This is a genomic window from Paenibacillus sp. FSL E2-0201 (assembly GCF_037963325.1).
Classification (GTDB): domain Bacteria; phylum Bacillota; class Bacilli; order Paenibacillales; family Paenibacillaceae; genus Paenibacillus_AQ.
On the sequence record NZ_CP150154.1, the window covers coordinates 6,652,368 to 6,669,178 of the forward strand.

The 16,811-nt window shown below is 41.4% G+C and carries 17 protein-coding genes and 1 pseudogene; 12 read left to right on the forward strand and 6 right to left on the reverse strand.

Annotated features, from left to right (window positions below):
- The first annotated feature begins 106 nt into the window (after positions 1-106).
- The 4 genes from NSU15_RS29940 (at position 107) to NSU15_RS29955 (ending at position 3,522) form a co-directional block, all read left to right on the forward strand.
- Entirely contained in the window at positions 107-568 is a 462-nt protein-coding gene (locus tag NSU15_RS29940) for a DinB family protein (protein WP_339288593.1), read from the forward strand.
- A gap of 29 nt (positions 569-597) precedes the next feature.
- Positions 598-1,212: a LysE/ArgO family amino acid transporter gene (locus NSU15_RS29945; RefSeq protein WP_339288594.1), complete on the forward strand. Its 615-nt coding sequence runs from the start codon at positions 598-600 to the stop codon at positions 1,210-1,212.
- 240 nt (positions 1,213-1,452) lie between these two features.
- On the forward strand, positions 1,453-2,436 hold the full coding sequence (guaC, locus tag NSU15_RS29950; protein ID WP_339288595.1) for a GMP reductase: 984 nt from the start codon (positions 1,453-1,455) through the stop codon (positions 2,434-2,436).
- Between the two features lie 195 nt (positions 2,437-2,631).
- On the forward strand, positions 2,632-3,522 hold the full coding sequence (locus NSU15_RS29955; RefSeq protein WP_339288596.1) for a diacylglycerol kinase family protein: 891 nt from the start codon (positions 2,632-2,634) through the stop codon (positions 3,520-3,522).
- A gap of 103 nt (positions 3,523-3,625) precedes the next feature.
- Here the strand turns inward: NSU15_RS29955 and NSU15_RS29960 are convergent, their stop codons facing one another.
- The 3 genes from NSU15_RS29960 to NSU15_RS29970 form a co-directional block, all read right to left on the reverse strand.
- Positions 3,626-4,807 (reverse strand): multidrug effflux MFS transporter, encoded by a 1,182-nt coding sequence (locus tag NSU15_RS29960; protein ID WP_339288597.1) that lies wholly within the window; start codon positions 4,805-4,807, stop codon positions 3,626-3,628.
- A gap of 236 nt (positions 4,808-5,043) precedes the next feature.
- A complete protein-coding gene (locus NSU15_RS29965) occupies positions 5,044-5,580 on the reverse strand; it encodes a DUF2798 domain-containing protein (protein WP_339288598.1) in 537 nt (178 codons plus the stop codon).
- A 5-nt stretch (positions 5,581-5,585) separates the two neighbouring features.
- Complete coding sequence (locus NSU15_RS29970; RefSeq protein WP_339288599.1) at positions 5,586-6,143, reverse strand: TetR/AcrR family transcriptional regulator; 558 nt, start codon at positions 6,141-6,143, stop codon at positions 5,586-5,588.
- Positions 6,144-6,555: 412 nt separating this feature from the next.
- On the opposite strand from NSU15_RS29970, the gene NSU15_RS29975 reads away from it, so the two are divergent.
- Positions 6,556-6,957, forward strand: coding sequence for a Rid family hydrolase (locus tag NSU15_RS29975; RefSeq protein WP_076284986.1), 402 nt, complete (start codon positions 6,556-6,558; stop codon positions 6,955-6,957).
- A gap of 126 nt (positions 6,958-7,083) precedes the next feature.
- On the opposite strand, the gene NSU15_RS29980 is transcribed toward NSU15_RS29975, so the two are convergent.
- Complete coding sequence (locus NSU15_RS29980) at positions 7,084-8,496, reverse strand: alanine/glycine:cation symporter family protein (protein ID WP_339288600.1); 1,413 nt, start codon at positions 8,494-8,496, stop codon at positions 7,084-7,086.
- Between the two features lie 199 nt (positions 8,497-8,695).
- Here NSU15_RS29980 and NSU15_RS29985 point away from each other — a divergent pair, with 199 nt between their 5' ends.
- The 6 genes and pseudogenes from NSU15_RS29985 (at position 8,696) to NSU15_RS30010 (ending at position 14,647) form a co-directional block, all read left to right on the forward strand.
- Positions 8,696-10,261 (forward strand): catalase, encoded by a 1,566-nt coding sequence (locus NSU15_RS29985; protein ID WP_076120374.1) that lies wholly within the window; start codon positions 8,696-8,698, stop codon positions 10,259-10,261.
- A 116-nt stretch (positions 10,262-10,377) separates the two neighbouring features.
- Positions 10,378-10,911, forward strand: a pseudogene (locus tag NSU15_RS29990) (SDR family NAD(P)-dependent oxidoreductase); the annotation flags it as partial.
- A 133-nt stretch (positions 10,912-11,044) separates the two neighbouring features.
- A protein-coding gene (locus tag NSU15_RS29995) for an IS3 family transposase (RefSeq protein WP_139328450.1) occupies positions 11,045-12,396 on the forward strand; the annotation gives its coding sequence in 2 pieces (ribosomal slippage) (positions 11,045-11,432 and positions 11,432-12,396; 1,353 coding nt in all).
- A gap of 27 nt (positions 12,397-12,423) precedes the next feature.
- Positions 12,424-12,861: a polysaccharide biosynthesis protein gene (locus NSU15_RS30000; RefSeq protein ID WP_339291523.1), complete on the forward strand. Its 438-nt coding sequence runs from the start codon at positions 12,424-12,426 to the stop codon at positions 12,859-12,861.
- Positions 12,858-13,964: an undecaprenyldiphospho-muramoylpentapeptide beta-N-acetylglucosaminyltransferase gene (locus tag NSU15_RS30005; RefSeq protein ID WP_042131624.1), complete on the forward strand. Its 1,107-nt coding sequence runs from the start codon at positions 12,858-12,860 to the stop codon at positions 13,962-13,964. The genes NSU15_RS30000 and NSU15_RS30005 overlap by 4 nt, the downstream gene beginning before the upstream one ends.
- A 164-nt stretch (positions 13,965-14,128) precedes the next feature.
- Positions 14,129-14,647, forward strand: coding sequence for a DinB family protein (locus NSU15_RS30010; RefSeq protein ID WP_042131625.1), 519 nt, complete (start codon positions 14,129-14,131; stop codon positions 14,645-14,647).
- A gap of 19 nt (positions 14,648-14,666) precedes the next feature.
- Here NSU15_RS30010 and NSU15_RS30015 read toward each other — a convergent pair whose 3' ends face one another.
- Positions 14,667-15,254 carry an NAD(P)H-dependent oxidoreductase gene (locus NSU15_RS30015; RefSeq protein WP_042131626.1) on the reverse strand — a complete coding sequence of 196 codons (588 nt, stop codon included), beginning with the start codon at positions 15,252-15,254 and terminating at the stop codon, positions 14,667-14,669.
- 121 nt (positions 15,255-15,375) lie between these two features.
- Here NSU15_RS30015 and NSU15_RS30020 point away from each other — a divergent pair, with 121 nt between their 5' ends.
- A complete protein-coding gene (locus NSU15_RS30020; RefSeq protein ID WP_076120376.1) occupies positions 15,376-15,813 on the forward strand; it encodes a MarR family transcriptional regulator in 438 nt (145 codons plus the stop codon).
- Between the two features lie 62 nt (positions 15,814-15,875).
- Here the strand turns inward: NSU15_RS30020 and NSU15_RS30025 are convergent, their stop codons facing one another.
- Entirely contained in the window at positions 15,876-16,757 is an 882-nt protein-coding gene (locus tag NSU15_RS30025; RefSeq protein WP_076120377.1) for an SMI1/KNR4 family protein, read from the reverse strand.
- Between the last annotated feature and the right edge of the window lie 54 nt (positions 16,758-16,811).

A 16,811-nucleotide genomic window follows, 5' to 3' on the forward strand; every position in this document is an offset into this window, starting at 1 on the left:
TAAGGGACAACAAGATTATATTAATCATCTTTTTTTATAAAGGCATAAATTGTATGATAGTACATATTATTTAGCCAGAAATTATAGATGAAGGGGTTGATAACCAATGGGCGAGAATATCCAGATACAAAATGTAATGGATCAATTAAACAAATGGCTCATTAAATTACCTCAAGAGTTCAACCTTATGTCAGAAGCAGAAGTGTCAGAACGCCCCCAGCCTCATAAATGGTCACGAAAAGAAATATTAGGCCATCTATGTGACTCCGCGATCAATAATCTTGAACGATTCATCAAAATTCAATATGAGGAGCAGCCATACATCCTGCAGAAATATAATCAAGAGAAGTGGGTTGATCTACAGGATTATCAGAATGCCTCTATCGAAGAAATCGTGCTTTTATGGAGCAGCTTAAATAAACGAATCGTCAAAGTCATTGCCACGATTCCTAATGACAAGCTGAGCTACCTCTGTGATTTAGGAAATCACCAACTAATGACTTTTGAATGGTTGATTCAAGACTATCTCGAACATATGGAACACCATATTCATCATCAAATTTTATAATGTATTAATCATCATCGGAGGAATCATCTATGTTAGCCGCACTACTTCACGGGATCGCCCTAGCCTTTGGATTAATTCTTCCGCTTGGCGCACAAAATGTTTTTGTATTTAACCAAGGGGCCTCACAGCCACAGTTTAAAAAAGCCATCCCAGTTATTATTACGGCCGCTTTATGTGACACCCTTCTTATTTTATTAGCCGTATTAGGTGTTTCCGTTCTTGTGTTTGCCATCCCTGTTCTGCAGACCGCTTTATTTGCTGTGGGACTTGTATTTCTTTTGTATATGGGATGGTCCATCTGGAGAAGCACACCTACCTCTTCATCCCAAGACGCAGCACCTCTATCTTCAAGAAAACAAATTCTGTTTGCGATGTCCGTTTCTTTATTAAATCCACACGCGATCATGGATACCATTGGGGTTATAGGCACCAGCTCCCTTAGTTATACTGGCATAGACAAAGTTACATTTGCCGTTTCGACTATCCTTGTTTCTTGGATTTGGTTCTTTGGGCTAGCTATAGCAGGAAAGTCCGTAGGACAAATAGATTCGAGCGGCAAAATCATGTTGATCATTAATAAGATCTCCGCGATTATCATTTGGATCGTTGCAGCATATATTGCTTACAAACTTTTTCAGATGTAATAGAACAAAGGTCAGCCCTATAGGGATGACCTTTTGTTAATATCTATACATATTCTTGTCCCTTCATTCAGTTCACTATATGAATCATTACCCGTACACCAAATCGTCGTATAATTAAGCCCAATTTACACCATAATGTACTAGAATTTTGACTTCTTGTTCGGAATGCTGTACATTACAAAGTGGACGAACAATCTACAAAGCAAAATACTATAATGTTCGCATTTAGAGGTGTATATAATGAAAAAAGTATTCGATTATGAAGATATTCAGTTAATTCCTGCAAAATGTATCGTAAATAGCCGTTCCGAATGTGATACAACAGTCTCCTTAGGTGGTCATACTTTTAGATTACCTGTGGTACCCGCAAATATGCAAACCATCATAGATGAGAAGATCGCCAGCTTCTTAGCCCAAAATGGCTACTTTTACATTATGCATCGTTTTGAACCGGAGAAGCGTACGTCTTTCATCAAGGACATGCACTCCCGCGGATTAATTGCATCCATTAGTGTCGGAGTCAAAGAAGAAGAGTACGATTTCGTTGAACAATTAGCTAACGATCAGTTGATTCCAGAATTCATTACTATTGATATTGCACATGGTCATTCCGAGGCTGTCATTCGAATGATCAAGCATATTAAACAGTACCTACCTGCTAGTTTCGTTATTGCTGGAAACGTGGGAACGCCTGAAGGCGTTAGAGAATTAGAGAACGCTGGGGCCGACGCTACTAAAGTAGGAATTGGACCAGGGAAAGTATGTATCACGAAGATTAAGACTGGATTCGGTACAGGGGGCTGGCAATTGGCTGCACTGCGCTTGTGTGCCAAGGCTGCAAGTAAGCCTATCATCGCTGACGGAGGCATTCGGACGCACGGGGATATCGCCAAATCCATTAGATTTGGTGCTTCCATGGTCATGATTGGTTCCCTGTTTGCAGGACATGAAGAATCTCCTGGTGATACCATCGAGATCGATGGAAAGCTGTATAAAGAGTACTTTGGCTCCGCTTCTGAATACCAAAAAGGTGAAAAGAAGAATGTTGAGGGCAAAAAAATAGTTGTCGAACACAAAGGCGCTTTAGCAGAAACGTTGAGAGAGATGGAGCAAGATCTTCAGTCCTCGATTTCTTATGCTGGAGGCAATAAATTAGAAGCCATTCGTAAAGTAGATTATGTTATCGTTAAGAATTCCATTTTTAATGGTGACAAGGTCTATTAACAAGCGTTTAAGCGAGAAATATAAGACATAAAGTATCGTGTGAAACTTATACTTTCTTATATTTTCAAAAAGAGGTGAGTAAGACGACTTAGGTCGCTCTTGCTCACCTTTTTTTAGGTTGTTATGATTTCCGCCATACCACTTTGGGGTAATCATCTAATAGGCTATTAGATTGAACAAGAGAGGATAATCCCTATGCGGCAAGCTATGATTATTATTAACCCCTCATCCGGTAAAGAAGAAGCTGGCGAATATGTCAGATATGCAGAAAGAGTTCTAGCTGATCAAGGCTACTTGGTTACGATCAAGGAGACGGAAAAAGAACTAGATGCAACTCGTTATTGTATCACTGCTTGCGAGGAGTGTTACGATCTAGTCGTCTCCATTGGCGGGGATGGCACGCTTCACGAGACCATTAATGGTCTTATGGATCAGAAACAACACCCAAAGTTAGGTGTAGTCCCTTTAGGAACGGTTAATGATTTTGCCCGCGCGTTACAGATTCCGCTGAATCCCGAAATAGCCATTCAAACCCTTGCCTCCTCTAACGTAAAGACAGTAGATATTGGTTGCTTGAATGACCGCTTATTCGGTAACGTTGTTGCTGTAGGTTCAATCGCCGGATCGTTATCCTCCGTATCAACCGAAGAGAAAACCAAGCTCGGCTCATTGGCATATCTAAAAGAAGGGCTAAAACAGCTTACAAGCACTTCCCCCCACCCTCTTGTCATTCATTATGACGAGAAGACATGGCAAGGCGATTCCCCGCTTTTTCTCGCCGTGTTAACCAACTCCGTTGGCGGATTCGAGAATCTGATACCTGATGCTGCGGTTGACGATGGTCTGCTTCACTGTTTTATTATTCAAGACCTCAGTATACTCAATACCATTACAGCCAGTATTTCTTTACTACTTGGCAACCTTAAGGATCATAAAGACGTTGTCTATTTCACGGCCCAAAATGTGACTGTGAGCTCTCCAGAAGCCGTAAGAACCAATGTGGATGGTGAAGAAGGTCCGATTTTACCAATTACGCTAAGTGTTCTCCCTCGTCATATCCAAGTCATTGTGCCGGAAGTAGACTAACAAATAAAAAGCAGTCCGGAACTCAAAAAGTTCCAGACTGCCATTAATCTAATCTATGGATGCCCCGTTCCATATCTTCTTTTTACAAATGACTTATAAAATTCTATTCCGCTACAATAAACTTTTTACTTAATAACCACATTCCGCCGCTGATCCCTAAGAAATAGATGGGCATTGTCAGTAATGAACCATTATGCAGAGCGCTCATTCCCCATGTCGCCAAGCTAACCAGCAAATAATACCCCAAGCTGAAGATCGCACCTGCTGTCCCCACAACATCCTGGAAATTGACAAGCGCAAGACTAAGACAATTAGGTAAGGCAATACCGGCCCCCATTAACATGACAAAAAGGGTTATTAGAATGCTTACCATCACTATCATATCCGGCAACGAGACAAGGCTGCCTGCGATTGTTAATAGGAAAGCTCCGCTGGTCATCACTAGACAACCGATGTGAATTATTTTTTCCGGAGCATAGACAGTTAATAATCTTTTGGAGATCATCGCTCCTATAATCGATGCCAGGGCTACAATAATGCCTAAGAAACCATAGACTCCCGGCGAAATGTTAAAGTGTTCAATGAATATAAAGGGTGCTTCAGCATAGTAACTAAATAAAACTCCATTGATGCCCCCGATTAGTAATCCAAACACCAGTACACGTGGCAACGCGAGCATTCTTTTAAATATAGGTAAAATGGCTACCTTTTTTCTCGCGGAAACATCAGTTGTTTCTGGCAGCTTCCAAAAAGCATACATAAATAACAACATACTTATCATTACTAATGTAAAGAAAACCGCTCGAAAGCCAAAAGCTTGATCCACGAATCCGCCAATAAGCGGCCCTAATGCTGGAGTAAAAGCAATCACAGCCGAGATTTGGGCAAACATGGCATGCCGCTTATTCCCGGAGACACTCTCCCGAAGAATCGTTTGGGTAATAATTGAGCCTGTTGCTGCTCCAAACGCTTGAATGAAACGGCTGACTAACAGTAGATCAATGGATTCCGAGTAAAAACACATCAAGCTTCCAATACCATATACAATGAGGCCACCCAGCATGGCTGGTCTCCGTCCGATGAAATCAGAGAGCCACCCCCAACAGAAAACACCTAAAGCAAATCCAATAAAATATATACTTAATGTTAATTGTACAGAACTATTGGAGACCCCAAGTGCTACGGCAATATCCGGCAAGGATGGAGTGTAGATCGTCTCACTAATTTGCGGAAAAGCCACAAGAGCAATCATTAGTAGTAAAGATGGTGCTGCGTATTTTTTCATATTAAATTCGCCCTCCTACAAGCTTATATCCTAGAACAACAAGAATATGAGCCTAGCTAGGGAAATGGGGGCATCATTATGGCAAGACGACTATAGATCATCATGTTCGATATTACCTTTCATGGTTAATCTTTCTTTGTTATATAGGAGGGTTTCAATTATTCAACCAAGATATCATTATATACGGTAATTGAAAAGCTCTCAAACGAATCGCTTCGCTTGAGAGCTTATTTATGTTACGAATTTTGTTCCGATAACCCATGTATAGTTACGCCAACAGTGCTCGATTTCTTTTTGTCCTGAGAAGCATGTAGCTTTACCATCACAAATCTTGCAAATGGCTGTATCAATATACTTTCTGCGAACAGTGCAATCAGGAAATTTCTTGGCCAATTCGCTAAGAAGTGATTAAACGTTTGCGAACTCAAACCGTTTCCGATAATGTCTCCAATAAACGTCATACAAAGTGACATTCCTAATACAGTAAACAAGATGCGGAATAGAATTTTGGCGTTGAAGCTATCGGTGGATTGTGTGAATTTAGCTGTCAGCTTTTCTGCAATACGACCAATAACAACAGGTTCAATAATCATGACAATTACCCAAATGATCGGAAACATTTTAAGAATCGTTAAGGCAACTTCACCATTGAATTCTCCAACCCCTAAAATGATATTTATTGAAGACATAAACAGTACAGTCAATGTACAGATGATTGCGCCGTATATTGCACCCTCTTTGCCGTTTCTTGGTAATCTTACTTCTTGATTCATGATGTTCATCCTTTCAATATTGTCGGTAATAGTTTGGAGATAGTCTTTAGGGGCGCTGTAGATTGTTGTGTCTGACACAGCATGATCGCACCCTCAATCGAAGTTGTCATCAATATAGCAACATCAGAAGCCGCTTCATTCGAGAAGCCTTCAGTTACAAGCTTCGTGTAGTAAACAGTCTGAATGTTCTCATAAAGTGAGTTACATGCTTGGCGGACAGGTTCACTGACCGTAGCCATTTCACTGACAATACTGCTAAATGTATAGCCTGTAAGCTTGCCCACGGTTTCTAAGTTGCGAATAAATTTATTAAGCATGAATTGCGTGGCCTCTTGCGTAGAAGAATGCCCTTTGAAAATGTCCTCCATATCTATTGTTATTGCTTCATTTAATCCCTTTAAACAAGCAATTAATAGTTCTTCTTTTCCATTTGGAAAATGATGATAGAGCGCTCCTTTTGTAACATCACAAGCTTTTAAAATTTCACTAACGCCTACACTCTTATAACCTTTTTCTTGAAAAAGGATTGTTGCCTTCTCAATTATTAGTGATTTCGTATCCACAATTACGTATCCCTCCTAACATACCAACCGGTCTGTTTGCTATTATAACAATATAGTATCCGTTAATGTAAGTGTTTTTTGCTTTATTTCAAAAAAATCATTGAAATTTTCATTTAATAGAGCAAAAAAAGTCCCTACTCATGTTGTGCCGGTGGAGGCAAAGTTGCCGTCTCACGTGGATTAATGTTATCATTCTGATGAAGTTATCTTACTTTAAATATGAAGGAGGAATACCTGATGAAAAAGAGATCCCTTAAATATTTATCTTTTGGTATTGGGTATTCTACTGCTGTTTTTTTCTAGAATTAATGATTGATAGGATAAGTCTGTCAAAAATTAAAACTAAAAAACAGTGGAGATATATAACCTAGCTATCGTTATGTATCTTCTATTTAAAGGAGACTTCATAAAAATGAATTTAAATAATAATGTGATCACAAGATATAATCCAGAAAATATTGCGAAACCCGTTGGTAACTACAGTCATGTAACAAAAATAAGCAGAAACGCGGAAATGTATGTATTTTCTGGTCAAATTGGAATCGATCAAAACAGTAATATCCCTACAGATTTTAATCAACAAGTAACAAACACGATGAGTAATATTGTGGAAGTCCTCTCTTCTCAAAAGTTGACTCCCGATAACGTAATCAAAATCAACATTTGGGCCACAGAAGAAATCGATTGGGATCATTTCTATGGAATTTGGAATAAAGTATTCGGGATGACGCCTCCTTCAATGACCATTGCTTATGTTAAAGGATTAGGTTTACCTGAATTGAAAATTGAATTAGATGTTTGGGCTGCAGGATAAACTATATTAAGCAGGACTAATTTAAAATACTGTACGCAAAACGAGCCTTAGAAGCAATTCTAAAGGCTCGTTTTTGTAATCTGACAGCAAAAAGAGCTCAGTCTCCTGAGCCCTTCAAATACATTTCTATCTTTTTATATCTGAAGAATTGCCCCAACCTTCAACGTTCTCGAGCCCCGGAATGCTGTCTTTATAGAAAACAGGATCCTTTCCTTCACGTTTCTGCTTTTTATAATCCTTCAAGGCGGCAAAGGCCACTTTAGATAATAGCAGGATGGCAATCAAATTCACGATAACCATGAAGCCCATAAATAAGTCGGCCAAATCCCATACCAATTGAACCTTTGCTACGGAACCAAAAATAATCATCGCCAAAACACTGTATCTATAGAATAGTAATACTTTTTTATTGGAATTCAAAAATTCTATATTAGTCTCACCGTAATAATAATTTCCAATTAACGTGCTGAACGCAAACAAAAAAATCATAATCGCTAGTGATCCGGATGCCCAAGAACCAATATGCTCGCTTAATGCGGCTTGTGTCAGCTTGATTCCATCCAGCCCTGGCTGCTTATAGGCATCAGACAACAAGATAATGAACGCCGTACTCGAACAAATGAGTAACGTATCTGTGAGTACGCCTAGCGCTTGCATTAGCCCTTGCTTCACCGGATGACTCGTGGTTGCCGTTGCCGCAGCATTAGGCGCACTACCCATACCCGCTTCGTTAGAGAACAAGCCACGCTTCACACCCTGTAGAACTACTGCACCAAGAGAGCCACCAGCGACTTGTTCAAATCCGAAGGCACTTTTCACAATGAGTGCGATAACTCCCGGGAGCTCCGTAATATTAATCAGCATTATAATAAGAGCAGCCCCAATGTAGAGCCCTGCCATTACCACTACAATGTATTCAGACATTCTTGCGATACGCTTAACACCGCCGAAGATAACCACCGCAAAGGCAGCAGCCATTACAAGCCCAAGAATGGCCCGGTTGGTGCCAAACGAATTTTCAAAAGCCACTGTGACCGTATTCGATTGGACCGCGTTAAATACAAGGCCGAAGGATAATGTAATCAGAACCGCGAATATCGCTCCCATCCAGCGCTTGTTCAGGCCTTTCTCCATATAATAGGCAGGGCCACCGCGAAATCCGGTCTTATCCTTCACTTTATATACCTGTGCCAAGGTGCTTTCTATAAAGCCGGATGCTGATCCAATAATGGCAATCACCCACATCCAGAAGATAGCCCCTGGACCACCTATGGCAATAGCAATTGCGATCCCCGTTATATTACCTGTCCCTACCCTCGCCGCCATACTAATGCAGAAGGCCTGGAAGGATGAAATACTATCTTTTGACCTTTCATTGGATCCTTTAAGAACCCGAAACATTTCTTTGAACATACCAAACTGTACAAATTTCGATCTTACGGTGAAATAAAGTCCACAAGCAATAAGAAGGATCACCAATATTTTTGACCACAAAAAATCATTTGTTACGCTAATCATACTATCTAAAAATTGTTGCATGTAATTCCGCCTCTCCATTCTGTCGATACCAAGTTGCTAAGCTTATAACGCATAGTATTTTCAAATATAACAGTCATTATTTCAAATGCCAATAAAAATTGTAACTTTCATAACATCTCTTGTCAGTGGGTTTCGCATACTTTTCAGAATTATGGTAGAAAATACTATTCATATCTGAATAGAGGTGGAGCTTTGTCATATGGATAAGGAAAAAGAAGATATGATTTTAACGGATCGACAGGGACATCCGATTACAGATAATCAAAATATACGAACGGTAGGAAATCGCGGGCCATCGACGCTCGAAAACTACCACTTCATCGAGAAGATATCACATTTTGATCGAGAGCGTATTCCAGAAAGAGTTGTGCATGCTAGGGGTGCAGGCGCTCACGGGTATTTTGAAGCTTATGGAAAAGTAGGCGATGAACCCGTCTCGAAGTATACGCGTGCTAAGCTATTTCAAGAAGCAGGCAAAAAAACACCTGTATTCGTACGATTTTCTACGGTAGTTCATGGTCTTTACTCTCCGGAGACCTTTCGTGATCCACGCGGCTTCGCCACAAAGTTCTATACAGAGGATGGCAACTGGGACTTGGTCGGTAACAATCTGAAGATCTTCTTTATCCGTGATCCGCTAAAGTTCCCTGACATGGTTCATGCTTTCAAGCCAGATCCTGTGACCAATCTGCAAAATCCAGAGCGGATGTTTGATTTCGTATCGAACTCACCTGAAGCTACTCACATGATTACGTTTCTGTTCTCTCCTTGGGGGATTCCAGCCAACTATCGGCAAATGCAGGGGTCTGGGGTCAATACCTACAAATGGGTGAATGAACAGGGTGAAGCCGTCTTAATCAAATACCATTGGGAACCACTGAAACATGGCATAAAGAATCTAACTCAGCAGGCTGCAGAAGATATACAAGCTAAAAATGTCAGTCACGCTACGCAGGACTTATATGAGGCGATTGCACGCAAGGATTACCCCGAATGGGAACTTTGTGTGCAAATCCTGAGTGACGATGAGCATCCTGAGCTCGATTTTGATCCACTCGATCCTACTAAGCTTTGGGATCATGAACGTTTTCCATTTTTACCTGTCGGAAAGATGGTTCTGGATCGGAATCCAGACAATTATTTTGCCGAGGTGGAACAGGTCGCTTTCGGGACTGGAGTTCTAGTAGACGGTCTGGATTTCTCGGATGACAAGTTGCTGCAAGGCCGGACGTTCTCCTATTCGGATACTCAGCGGCACCGGGTGGGCGCGAACTACATTCAATTACCGATCAACGCTCCAAAGACAAGGGTAGCAACCAATCAGCGGGATGGGCAAATGACTTATCATGTGGATAAGGCGCCTGAGCAAAACCCGCATGTCAATTACGAACCTTCCTCGCTTGGCGGGTTAAAGGAGGCAGCTCCTTCTGGCAAAGAACATCAACCGATGTATAATGATCGACTAGTTCGCGACAAAATTAGTCGGACAAATGACTACGGGCAAGCTGGAGATACCTATCGCAAGTTCGAGAATTGGGAACGGGATGAATTGATTCATAACTTGGTCGATGCCCTAAAAATTTGTGCGCCGGTTATTCAGAACAATATGATCGAGCATTTCACAAAGGCTGATCCCGACTACGGCCGCCGAGTGGCTGAAGGTCTTGCTCAAGCCAAAGCCGACCACAAACATCTAGGTACCTCAGATAATCGAGAGGGCGCGGAAATTGCAGAGCAATCTGGTACACAAACGGACGGATATTAAAGATCTAAAAAAGGGTTAAGGGGCCGATTGTAAAGGCTTCTTAACCCTTTGCCATATTCACGTAACATACCAACACTATGATTATTCTATAGCTAAGATCATAGGAGGAACAAATCGTGCAGAATACAACCATATTAATTACCGGAGGAACCGGATCTTGGGGACGGCAGCTAGTAAAACGTTTATTGGAAAGAGAACCTAAAGAAATCAGAATATTTTCCCGTAATGAATCTCTTCAAGTAGAACTACAACAGGAATTTCTTCATAATCCCAAACTAACCTTCATCATTGGTGATGTTCGTGATAAGCATGAACTGATGCAGGCTTGCTATCAAGTAGATTATATCTATCACTTAGCAGCCTTGAAGCATGTGCCGATCTGTGAACAACAGCCGGACAGTGCGATGAAGACTAATGTACTCGGAACTCAGCATGTGATTCAAGCCGCTATTAAACATGGCGTAAAAAAAGTAGTCTATGTCTCAACCGATAAAGCAGCGCAACCATCGAGCACCTACGGAATGACAAAATCACTCGGCGAAAAGCTAATGGTGCATGCCAATCTCAGACAAACCAAAACTCAGTTTGTTTGTGTGAGAAGTGGCAACGTCCTGGGCTCAACAGGCAGTGTGGTTCCTATTTTCAAACAAAGTATTGCAAATGGAAAAGACATTTCTCTTACAGTGAACTGTGACCCGTAAGATGGAAACTTTGAAAAAAGTGACCCTCTTACGGGTCATTTTGTGTTTTAATCGAAATATCGAAATAACGGAGGAAGCCTTCATGAATAACAAAACAAGAGGAAGCTCAAGGATATTCAACGAAAATGAGATCAAACAACTAGAGAACAATCCAAATGTAGAGAACGTGACGGAAAAGAGTATTACCTATTCACCAACGTTTAAGTTGGCTGCGGTTAAGGCCTATAAGGAAGGCCAAGCCCCAATGGAGATCTTCCTTAGCGCGGGATTTAACCTAGATATTATCGGTCGCAAGAAGCCTAAGCATTGCCTAACCCGTTGGCGTAATACGTATAATGCTCTGGGAGAGGCTGGACTACTAGAGGAACAACGAGGAAAAGGATCCCCGGGCAGACGACCGGCAGGGGAACTTTCTACCGAGGAAAAGTTAAAACGTGCAGAAGCACGAATCAAGCTTCTGGAGATGGAGAACGACTTCTTAAAAAAGCTGGAGGCGCTCGAAAAGCAGAAGATGCAGAGGAAACGTTGACCCCCTCCGAGCGCTACGAAATTATTAACCAAACGATACGTAAGCACGGTCTGCAGCGAATGACGCGTTATTTGTGTAAGCTAGCTTGTGTGAGCTTAAGCGGATATTACCGTTGGCAAGTCGCTGAGGAAGCAAGACAGTTGCGAGAGAAGGCAGACGAACGAGACGCTTTCCTTATCAAGAAACACTATGACGCTTTGAATGGTAAAGCTGGAGCATTGGTCGTGAAGATGTGGCTGGAACGGGAGAATGGTATCATCATGAATCATAAAAAGATTCGAAGATTAATGCGAAAATATAAGCTTGTTGCTACGATCCGGCAAGCAAATCCCTATCGCAAGATGGCAAAAGCCACACAAGAGCACCAAACGTGTCCCAACCTACTCAAGCGCCAGTTTGACCAAGGAGAGCCTGAGAAAGTTCTGCTGACGGATATTACCTATATGCATTATGGTAATGGACAATGTGCTTATTTATCCGTGGTGAAAGACGGGGCTACGAGACAAATTTTAGCTCACTACCTCTCTTCTTCATTGGCTATGCCAATTGTAGAACGAACACTGGAGAAACTACTTGAACGACTGGATGGCAATATTCATCCAGAAGCCCTTTTACATTCGGATCAAGGAATGCACTATACTCACCCTAGATTCCGCCTTCTCGTACGCGAAGCTGGGTTTACACAGTCCATGTCACGGAAAGGGAACTGCTGGGATAACGCCGCCATGGAGAGCTTTTTTGGCCATATGAAGGATGATTTGGAGTACAAGACATGTATGACTCTCTTGGAATTACGAACAAAGGTTGATGACTATATCGCCTACTATAACTCCGAGCGATATCAATGGACATTAAAAAAGATGACTCCCGATGAATTCAGGAGTCACCTATTAATTGCTTCTTAAAGGTCTTCTTTTTTCAACTTTCCACAAATACGGTCACAGTTCACAGATGCTAGAATGACTCGTTTTTTCTTAACCATAGATGATGCAATTACCTTACTCCTTAAGGCGACAGAAGACAGCAAAGGCGGAGAAATTTTTGTGACCAAGATGCCTGCATGTCGCATTAAGGATCTTGCCCAAGTCTTAATTGATAACTTATCAACTGGCCCGATCCAAATCAAGGAATCAGGAATCCGCCCCGGAGAGAGCTTAAGTGAGGCTCTAATTTCGGAATTCGAGAGCACATCTTCTATTCATCTGGATGATCACTATTATGTGATTCTCCCTCCTTTTCCTATAGAAGGGTTACAAAAAGTTTATGCCTCTTGCCCGCCCGTGGACTTCCAAAGCTATGATTCCGATCATGTGTTGATGAGCAAACCTGCGATAAAAGAAATGTTACAACAAGGTGGGTTTCTAGTATGAGTACCTCGATCGTATTTACAGGTGGAGGCTCCGCTGGCCATGTATCCGGCAACCTCGTGTTGATCCCTAAGTGTTTAGCAGAGGATTGGGACGTTCATTATATAGGTTCCGAACAAGGGATTGAGCGTAAGCTTTTGTCTGATTACAAGGAGGGTGTGACCTATCATCCTATTTCCACAGGAAAATTGAGACGCTACTTCGATTGGAACAATGTAACTGATGTATTCAAAATCATGAAGGGCATCTTTCAATCCTACAGGCTCCTACGAACCATCAAACCAAGTGTAATTTTTTCTAAAGGTGGATTTGTTTCTGTACCCGTCGTGATTGGGGCTAAACTTAACAAAGTGCCTATCATTATTTATGAACCGGACCTAAATCTTGGACTAGCTAATAAAATATCACTTCCGTTTGCCACTCATCTGTGTACAAATTTTCTGGATACTGTAACCCAGTCCGCTTCCCTCAAAGCCGTTCATGTGGGACCTCTCTTGAAGGAGCAATTCAAATTAGCTGATAAACAACGTGGTTTAGCCTTTTGCGGATTCACCTCTGCTAAGCCTGTTCTTCTTATTATGGGAGGAAGCCAAGGGGCACATAGCATTAACCAAATGGTGAACAATGTACTCGCTGAGTTGATAAATAAATTTCAAGTGGTTCATATTTGCGGGGAGGGAAAAGTTGATTATCACCTCTCGATGTCAGGCTACAAATCGTATGAATTCATTACAAGCTGTGAGTTGCCGCATTTATTAGCTATGGCGGATGTTGTCGTATCCCGTGCAGGCTCAAATTCTATGATGGAGCTTCTTTCTATGCAAAAGCCAATGTTATTAATTCCGCACACGAATGGTGGCAGCCGCTCTGGTCAACTTGCCCAAGCGCAGTATTTTCAACAAACTGGACTCGCTGAAATGTTACTTGAAGAAGAGATGACCACTCAAACCTTTGTTCATTCGATTATGACGCTATACGAGAACCGCTCTACTTACAAAGATAAGATGAAGCCTTATGAGAACGGCAGAGGAGCCTATAAGGTAATGAATTTAATCAAACAAGTAAGTGGTGAGAACTTAACAATGATCAAGGCAGGTACGGTTTAGATGGGAATGAAGCTAGCGGATTGGTTACTCCTCTGCTTTATCGCTGTCGTCTGTATTCTGGTTTATTTTGGACAAAAGATCCTGTAATAAACATTTCTAAATTGTACCGGGCTTTCTGGGGATGGGTATAATTAAAGCATCCATAATTTTAGGGGGAGAAACTCATGAAAAAGCATCCCGCGTTAGAAATGTATGATTATAATGTATGGGCCAATCAAACGATCATCCATCGCTTAAAGGAGTTGCCTAAAGACATTTATCATAAGGATATTCAGAGTGGTTTTTCTTCGGTAGCAAAGGTTGTGACGCATATTTATGTCGTGGAGAATATTTGGTTTGACTTGATTTCAGGACGAACTAGGAATGAAGCTAAAGCATCAGCTGCCCAATTAGAGCCCTTGTTAGCAATAAAAGATATTGAAGAAATGGATGTCCTCTATCGTGAGCTAACCAGCAAAAATAAAATGGTGTTGGCTAGTCAAATAGATAAGGATCCCACCGTTGTGTTAGATCATCCAACGATGGGATCGCTTGAGACATCCATTTCTGGCGCTATCTTTCACGTTGCGAACCATGGCAGCTATCACCGTGGGAATATCGGTACAATGCTACGACAAATGGGCCATACTTCAGTACTGCAGGATTATGTTGCTTATCTATACAACGAGCCGAAAAAATCATAGTGCTGCTGAGTCTATCTTATTAATTAGCTACAGATTTAAAATATTGATACACCTGATTTAGCTTCTTTTCATGTTTACCTTTCGGGCTCTCCATATTCCCAAACTCGAAAAACTTCACTTTCTTGATCCCACAATATTGAAATAATGCTTTTCTCATCAGCACTTTATGGGAGTTATTTAACCAGTATAAAGGATACAGGGTTGGCCCCTTCATACTGGAAATACAAACTACTGACTTCCCTTTCAGCAGCCCTTCAGGTATAAGCCCGCCCTTTTCTCTGTAAGCGAAATTAGAAGCGAACATTTGATCAATATACCCGAGTAGCATAGCGGGAGGCCGGCCCCACCAGATCGGGTACACGAACACAATTTTGTCGGCCTGACGAATCTGCTCACGATATTTCTCTAGCTTGGGATCGATATGCATGTCTCTTCTACGTTTGTTTTCATTAAAGACCAGCACCGGATCAAATTGCTCTTCATATAGATCAAGCACCTCGATCTTCGAGATCTTAGCATTCTCATTACTTCCTTGAATGACTTTATTGAAAAAAGCATAACTTAAACTTTTATGATTCGGATGTGTATAGATAACTAAAACGTTCATTGCTCCACCTCTTTAATTATCATTTGATAACAAAATCGTATCATAACCTTTATTTAGTTGTCAAATGATAATTGTATTATGATAATTAATTTGTTAAAGTTTAAACTAAGAGGTGATCGTTATGGACAAAGAAGCGTTTTTTCATAAATTTGTGACCTTTACGACGGCAGTCCATGAAGTAACATTCGACTTAACCAAAGATGTTAGACCGGAAGGTATTACGCCCGTTCAATATAGTATTCTGGAGTATATAGCGGTCAGTCAGCCTGTGACTCTCAGTCAAATCAGTGATTGTAAGAATATCTCTATGCCGAACACGAGCCGTGAGCTCAAGAAATTAACAGAAAAGAATCTTTGCGAAAAGCTGGATGTCGCAGAAGATCGGCGTAAGCAATTCATCCGACTGTCCGAAGAGGGACAAGCGATGATGAATGCAGCTTTTGAGCGGATCGGCGAACGTTTCCTGGACCGGATTAAGGATTCTTCTGTTGAAGAACTAGAAGAAATCAACCGAGCGCTGGATGTGCTTCAATCTAAGGTATTCCATAGCGACAAGTGATAAAGAAAGGCACTCCTGTTAAGGAGTGCCTCGGTAATCATATTCTTAGCCAGCGAAACCCACTATTTCACCAGTCCGCCGATAAAGGTCTCAAAATTGTCAGCCAAGCGTGTGATCTTGTATTTGTTATCTCGATCTACATGAATAACCTCGGGTTCGCCATCATTTCCAAACTCGCGGTAATCCAGCATGATTACTTCATTCTCAGAAGGACAATCACAAATCACCACGCCAACCTCAGGATAACGTCCATTCTCAATCACAGTCCGGCTGCCTGAAGCTCCACACAGCGACTTATTCTTATCTCGTCCAATCCCGAGGATCCCTGAGATCGTAATAAACTCTCCTGTGCCCGGAATCGGGTAGCGATTGTTATGAGGAATCCCCCCATTATGTAACTTCATCATTTCAACGTAATATTTTGGCAGCTTAAATACCAGCTCTTCTTCCACTGAAGCAATCAATGCATCTGTAGGCGGTTCAGAGATATATTCTGAGAACGCATACTCGCTGTCATCCCAAAAATTGGTGGTGTCGATCGCTACTACAGGCTTCTTTGCAGGTTTGCTCACAGGCTTCTTCGCAGCTTTCTTAGCCAATTTGCGTTTGATCCAACCCAAAAACTCCAAGGTGTCCTCATCATCAGGCTCTAGCTCATCTGCAATTGTAAATGCTTTTAAAGCTTCATCATACCGCTTAAGATAATAATAGGAAACTCCGATACGGTAATGCCAGAGTGGGTCTCCTTCGCCCTCTTCTTCAATGCTCAAATACTGCTCTAAGGCCTCTTCATATTGCCCGAGATTATTAAGCGCTCTTCCCAAGTGACTAGTTAAAACATAATCTCTTTCCTCTTCAGGAATTTCTGTTATTGCATCCACGATTTCCTGAAATTCATCTTCCTCATGCCACTCATCCAGTTTTGCCAATAGTTCATCACTCATCATTAATACCTCCTATTAACGATCACTCAAAATACCTATTAGAAATTATACCAT

Excerpts from the sequence above, each read along its gene's own strand:
- NSU15_RS30010 (WP_042131625.1), top strand. The coding sequence starts at position 14,129 with ATGAAAAAGCATCCCGCGTTAGAAATGTATGATTATAATGTATGGGCC.
- NSU15_RS29985 (WP_076120374.1), top strand. The coding sequence starts at position 8,696 with ATGGATAAGGAAAAAGAAGATATGATTTTAACGGATCGACAGGGACAT.
- NSU15_RS30005 (WP_042131624.1), top strand. The coding sequence starts at position 12,858 with ATGAGTACCTCGATCGTATTTACAGGTGGAGGCTCCGCTGGCCATGTA.
- NSU15_RS29975 (WP_076284986.1), top strand. The coding sequence starts at position 6,556 with ATGAATTTAAATAATAATGTGATCACAAGATATAATCCAGAAAATATT.
- NSU15_RS30015 (WP_042131626.1), bottom strand. The coding sequence starts at position 15,254 with ATGAACGTTTTAGTTATCTATACACATCCGAATCATAAAAGTTTAAGT.
- NSU15_RS29960 (WP_339288597.1), bottom strand. The coding sequence starts at position 4,807 with ATGAAAAAATACGCAGCACCATCTTTACTACTAATGATTGCTCTTGTG.
- NSU15_RS29980 (WP_339288600.1), bottom strand. The coding sequence starts at position 8,496 with ATGCAACAATTTTTAGATAGTATGATTAGCGTAACAAATGATTTTTTG.
- NSU15_RS29955 (WP_339288596.1), top strand. The coding sequence starts at position 2,632 with ATGCGGCAAGCTATGATTATTATTAACCCCTCATCCGGTAAAGAAGAA.
- NSU15_RS30025 (WP_076120377.1), bottom strand. The coding sequence starts at position 16,757 with ATGAGTGATGAACTATTGGCAAAACTGGATGAGTGGCATGAGGAAGAT.
- NSU15_RS29965 (WP_339288598.1), bottom strand. The coding sequence starts at position 5,580 with ATGAATCAAGAAGTAAGATTACCAAGAAACGGCAAAGAGGGTGCAATA.
- NSU15_RS30020 (WP_076120376.1), top strand. The coding sequence starts at position 15,376 with ATGGACAAAGAAGCGTTTTTTCATAAATTTGTGACCTTTACGACGGCA.
- NSU15_RS29945 (WP_339288594.1), top strand. The coding sequence starts at position 598 with ATGTTAGCCGCACTACTTCACGGGATCGCCCTAGCCTTTGGATTAATT.
- NSU15_RS29940 (WP_339288593.1), top strand. The coding sequence starts at position 107 with ATGGGCGAGAATATCCAGATACAAAATGTAATGGATCAATTAAACAAA.
- guaC (WP_339288595.1), top strand. The coding sequence starts at position 1,453 with ATGAAAAAAGTATTCGATTATGAAGATATTCAGTTAATTCCTGCAAAA.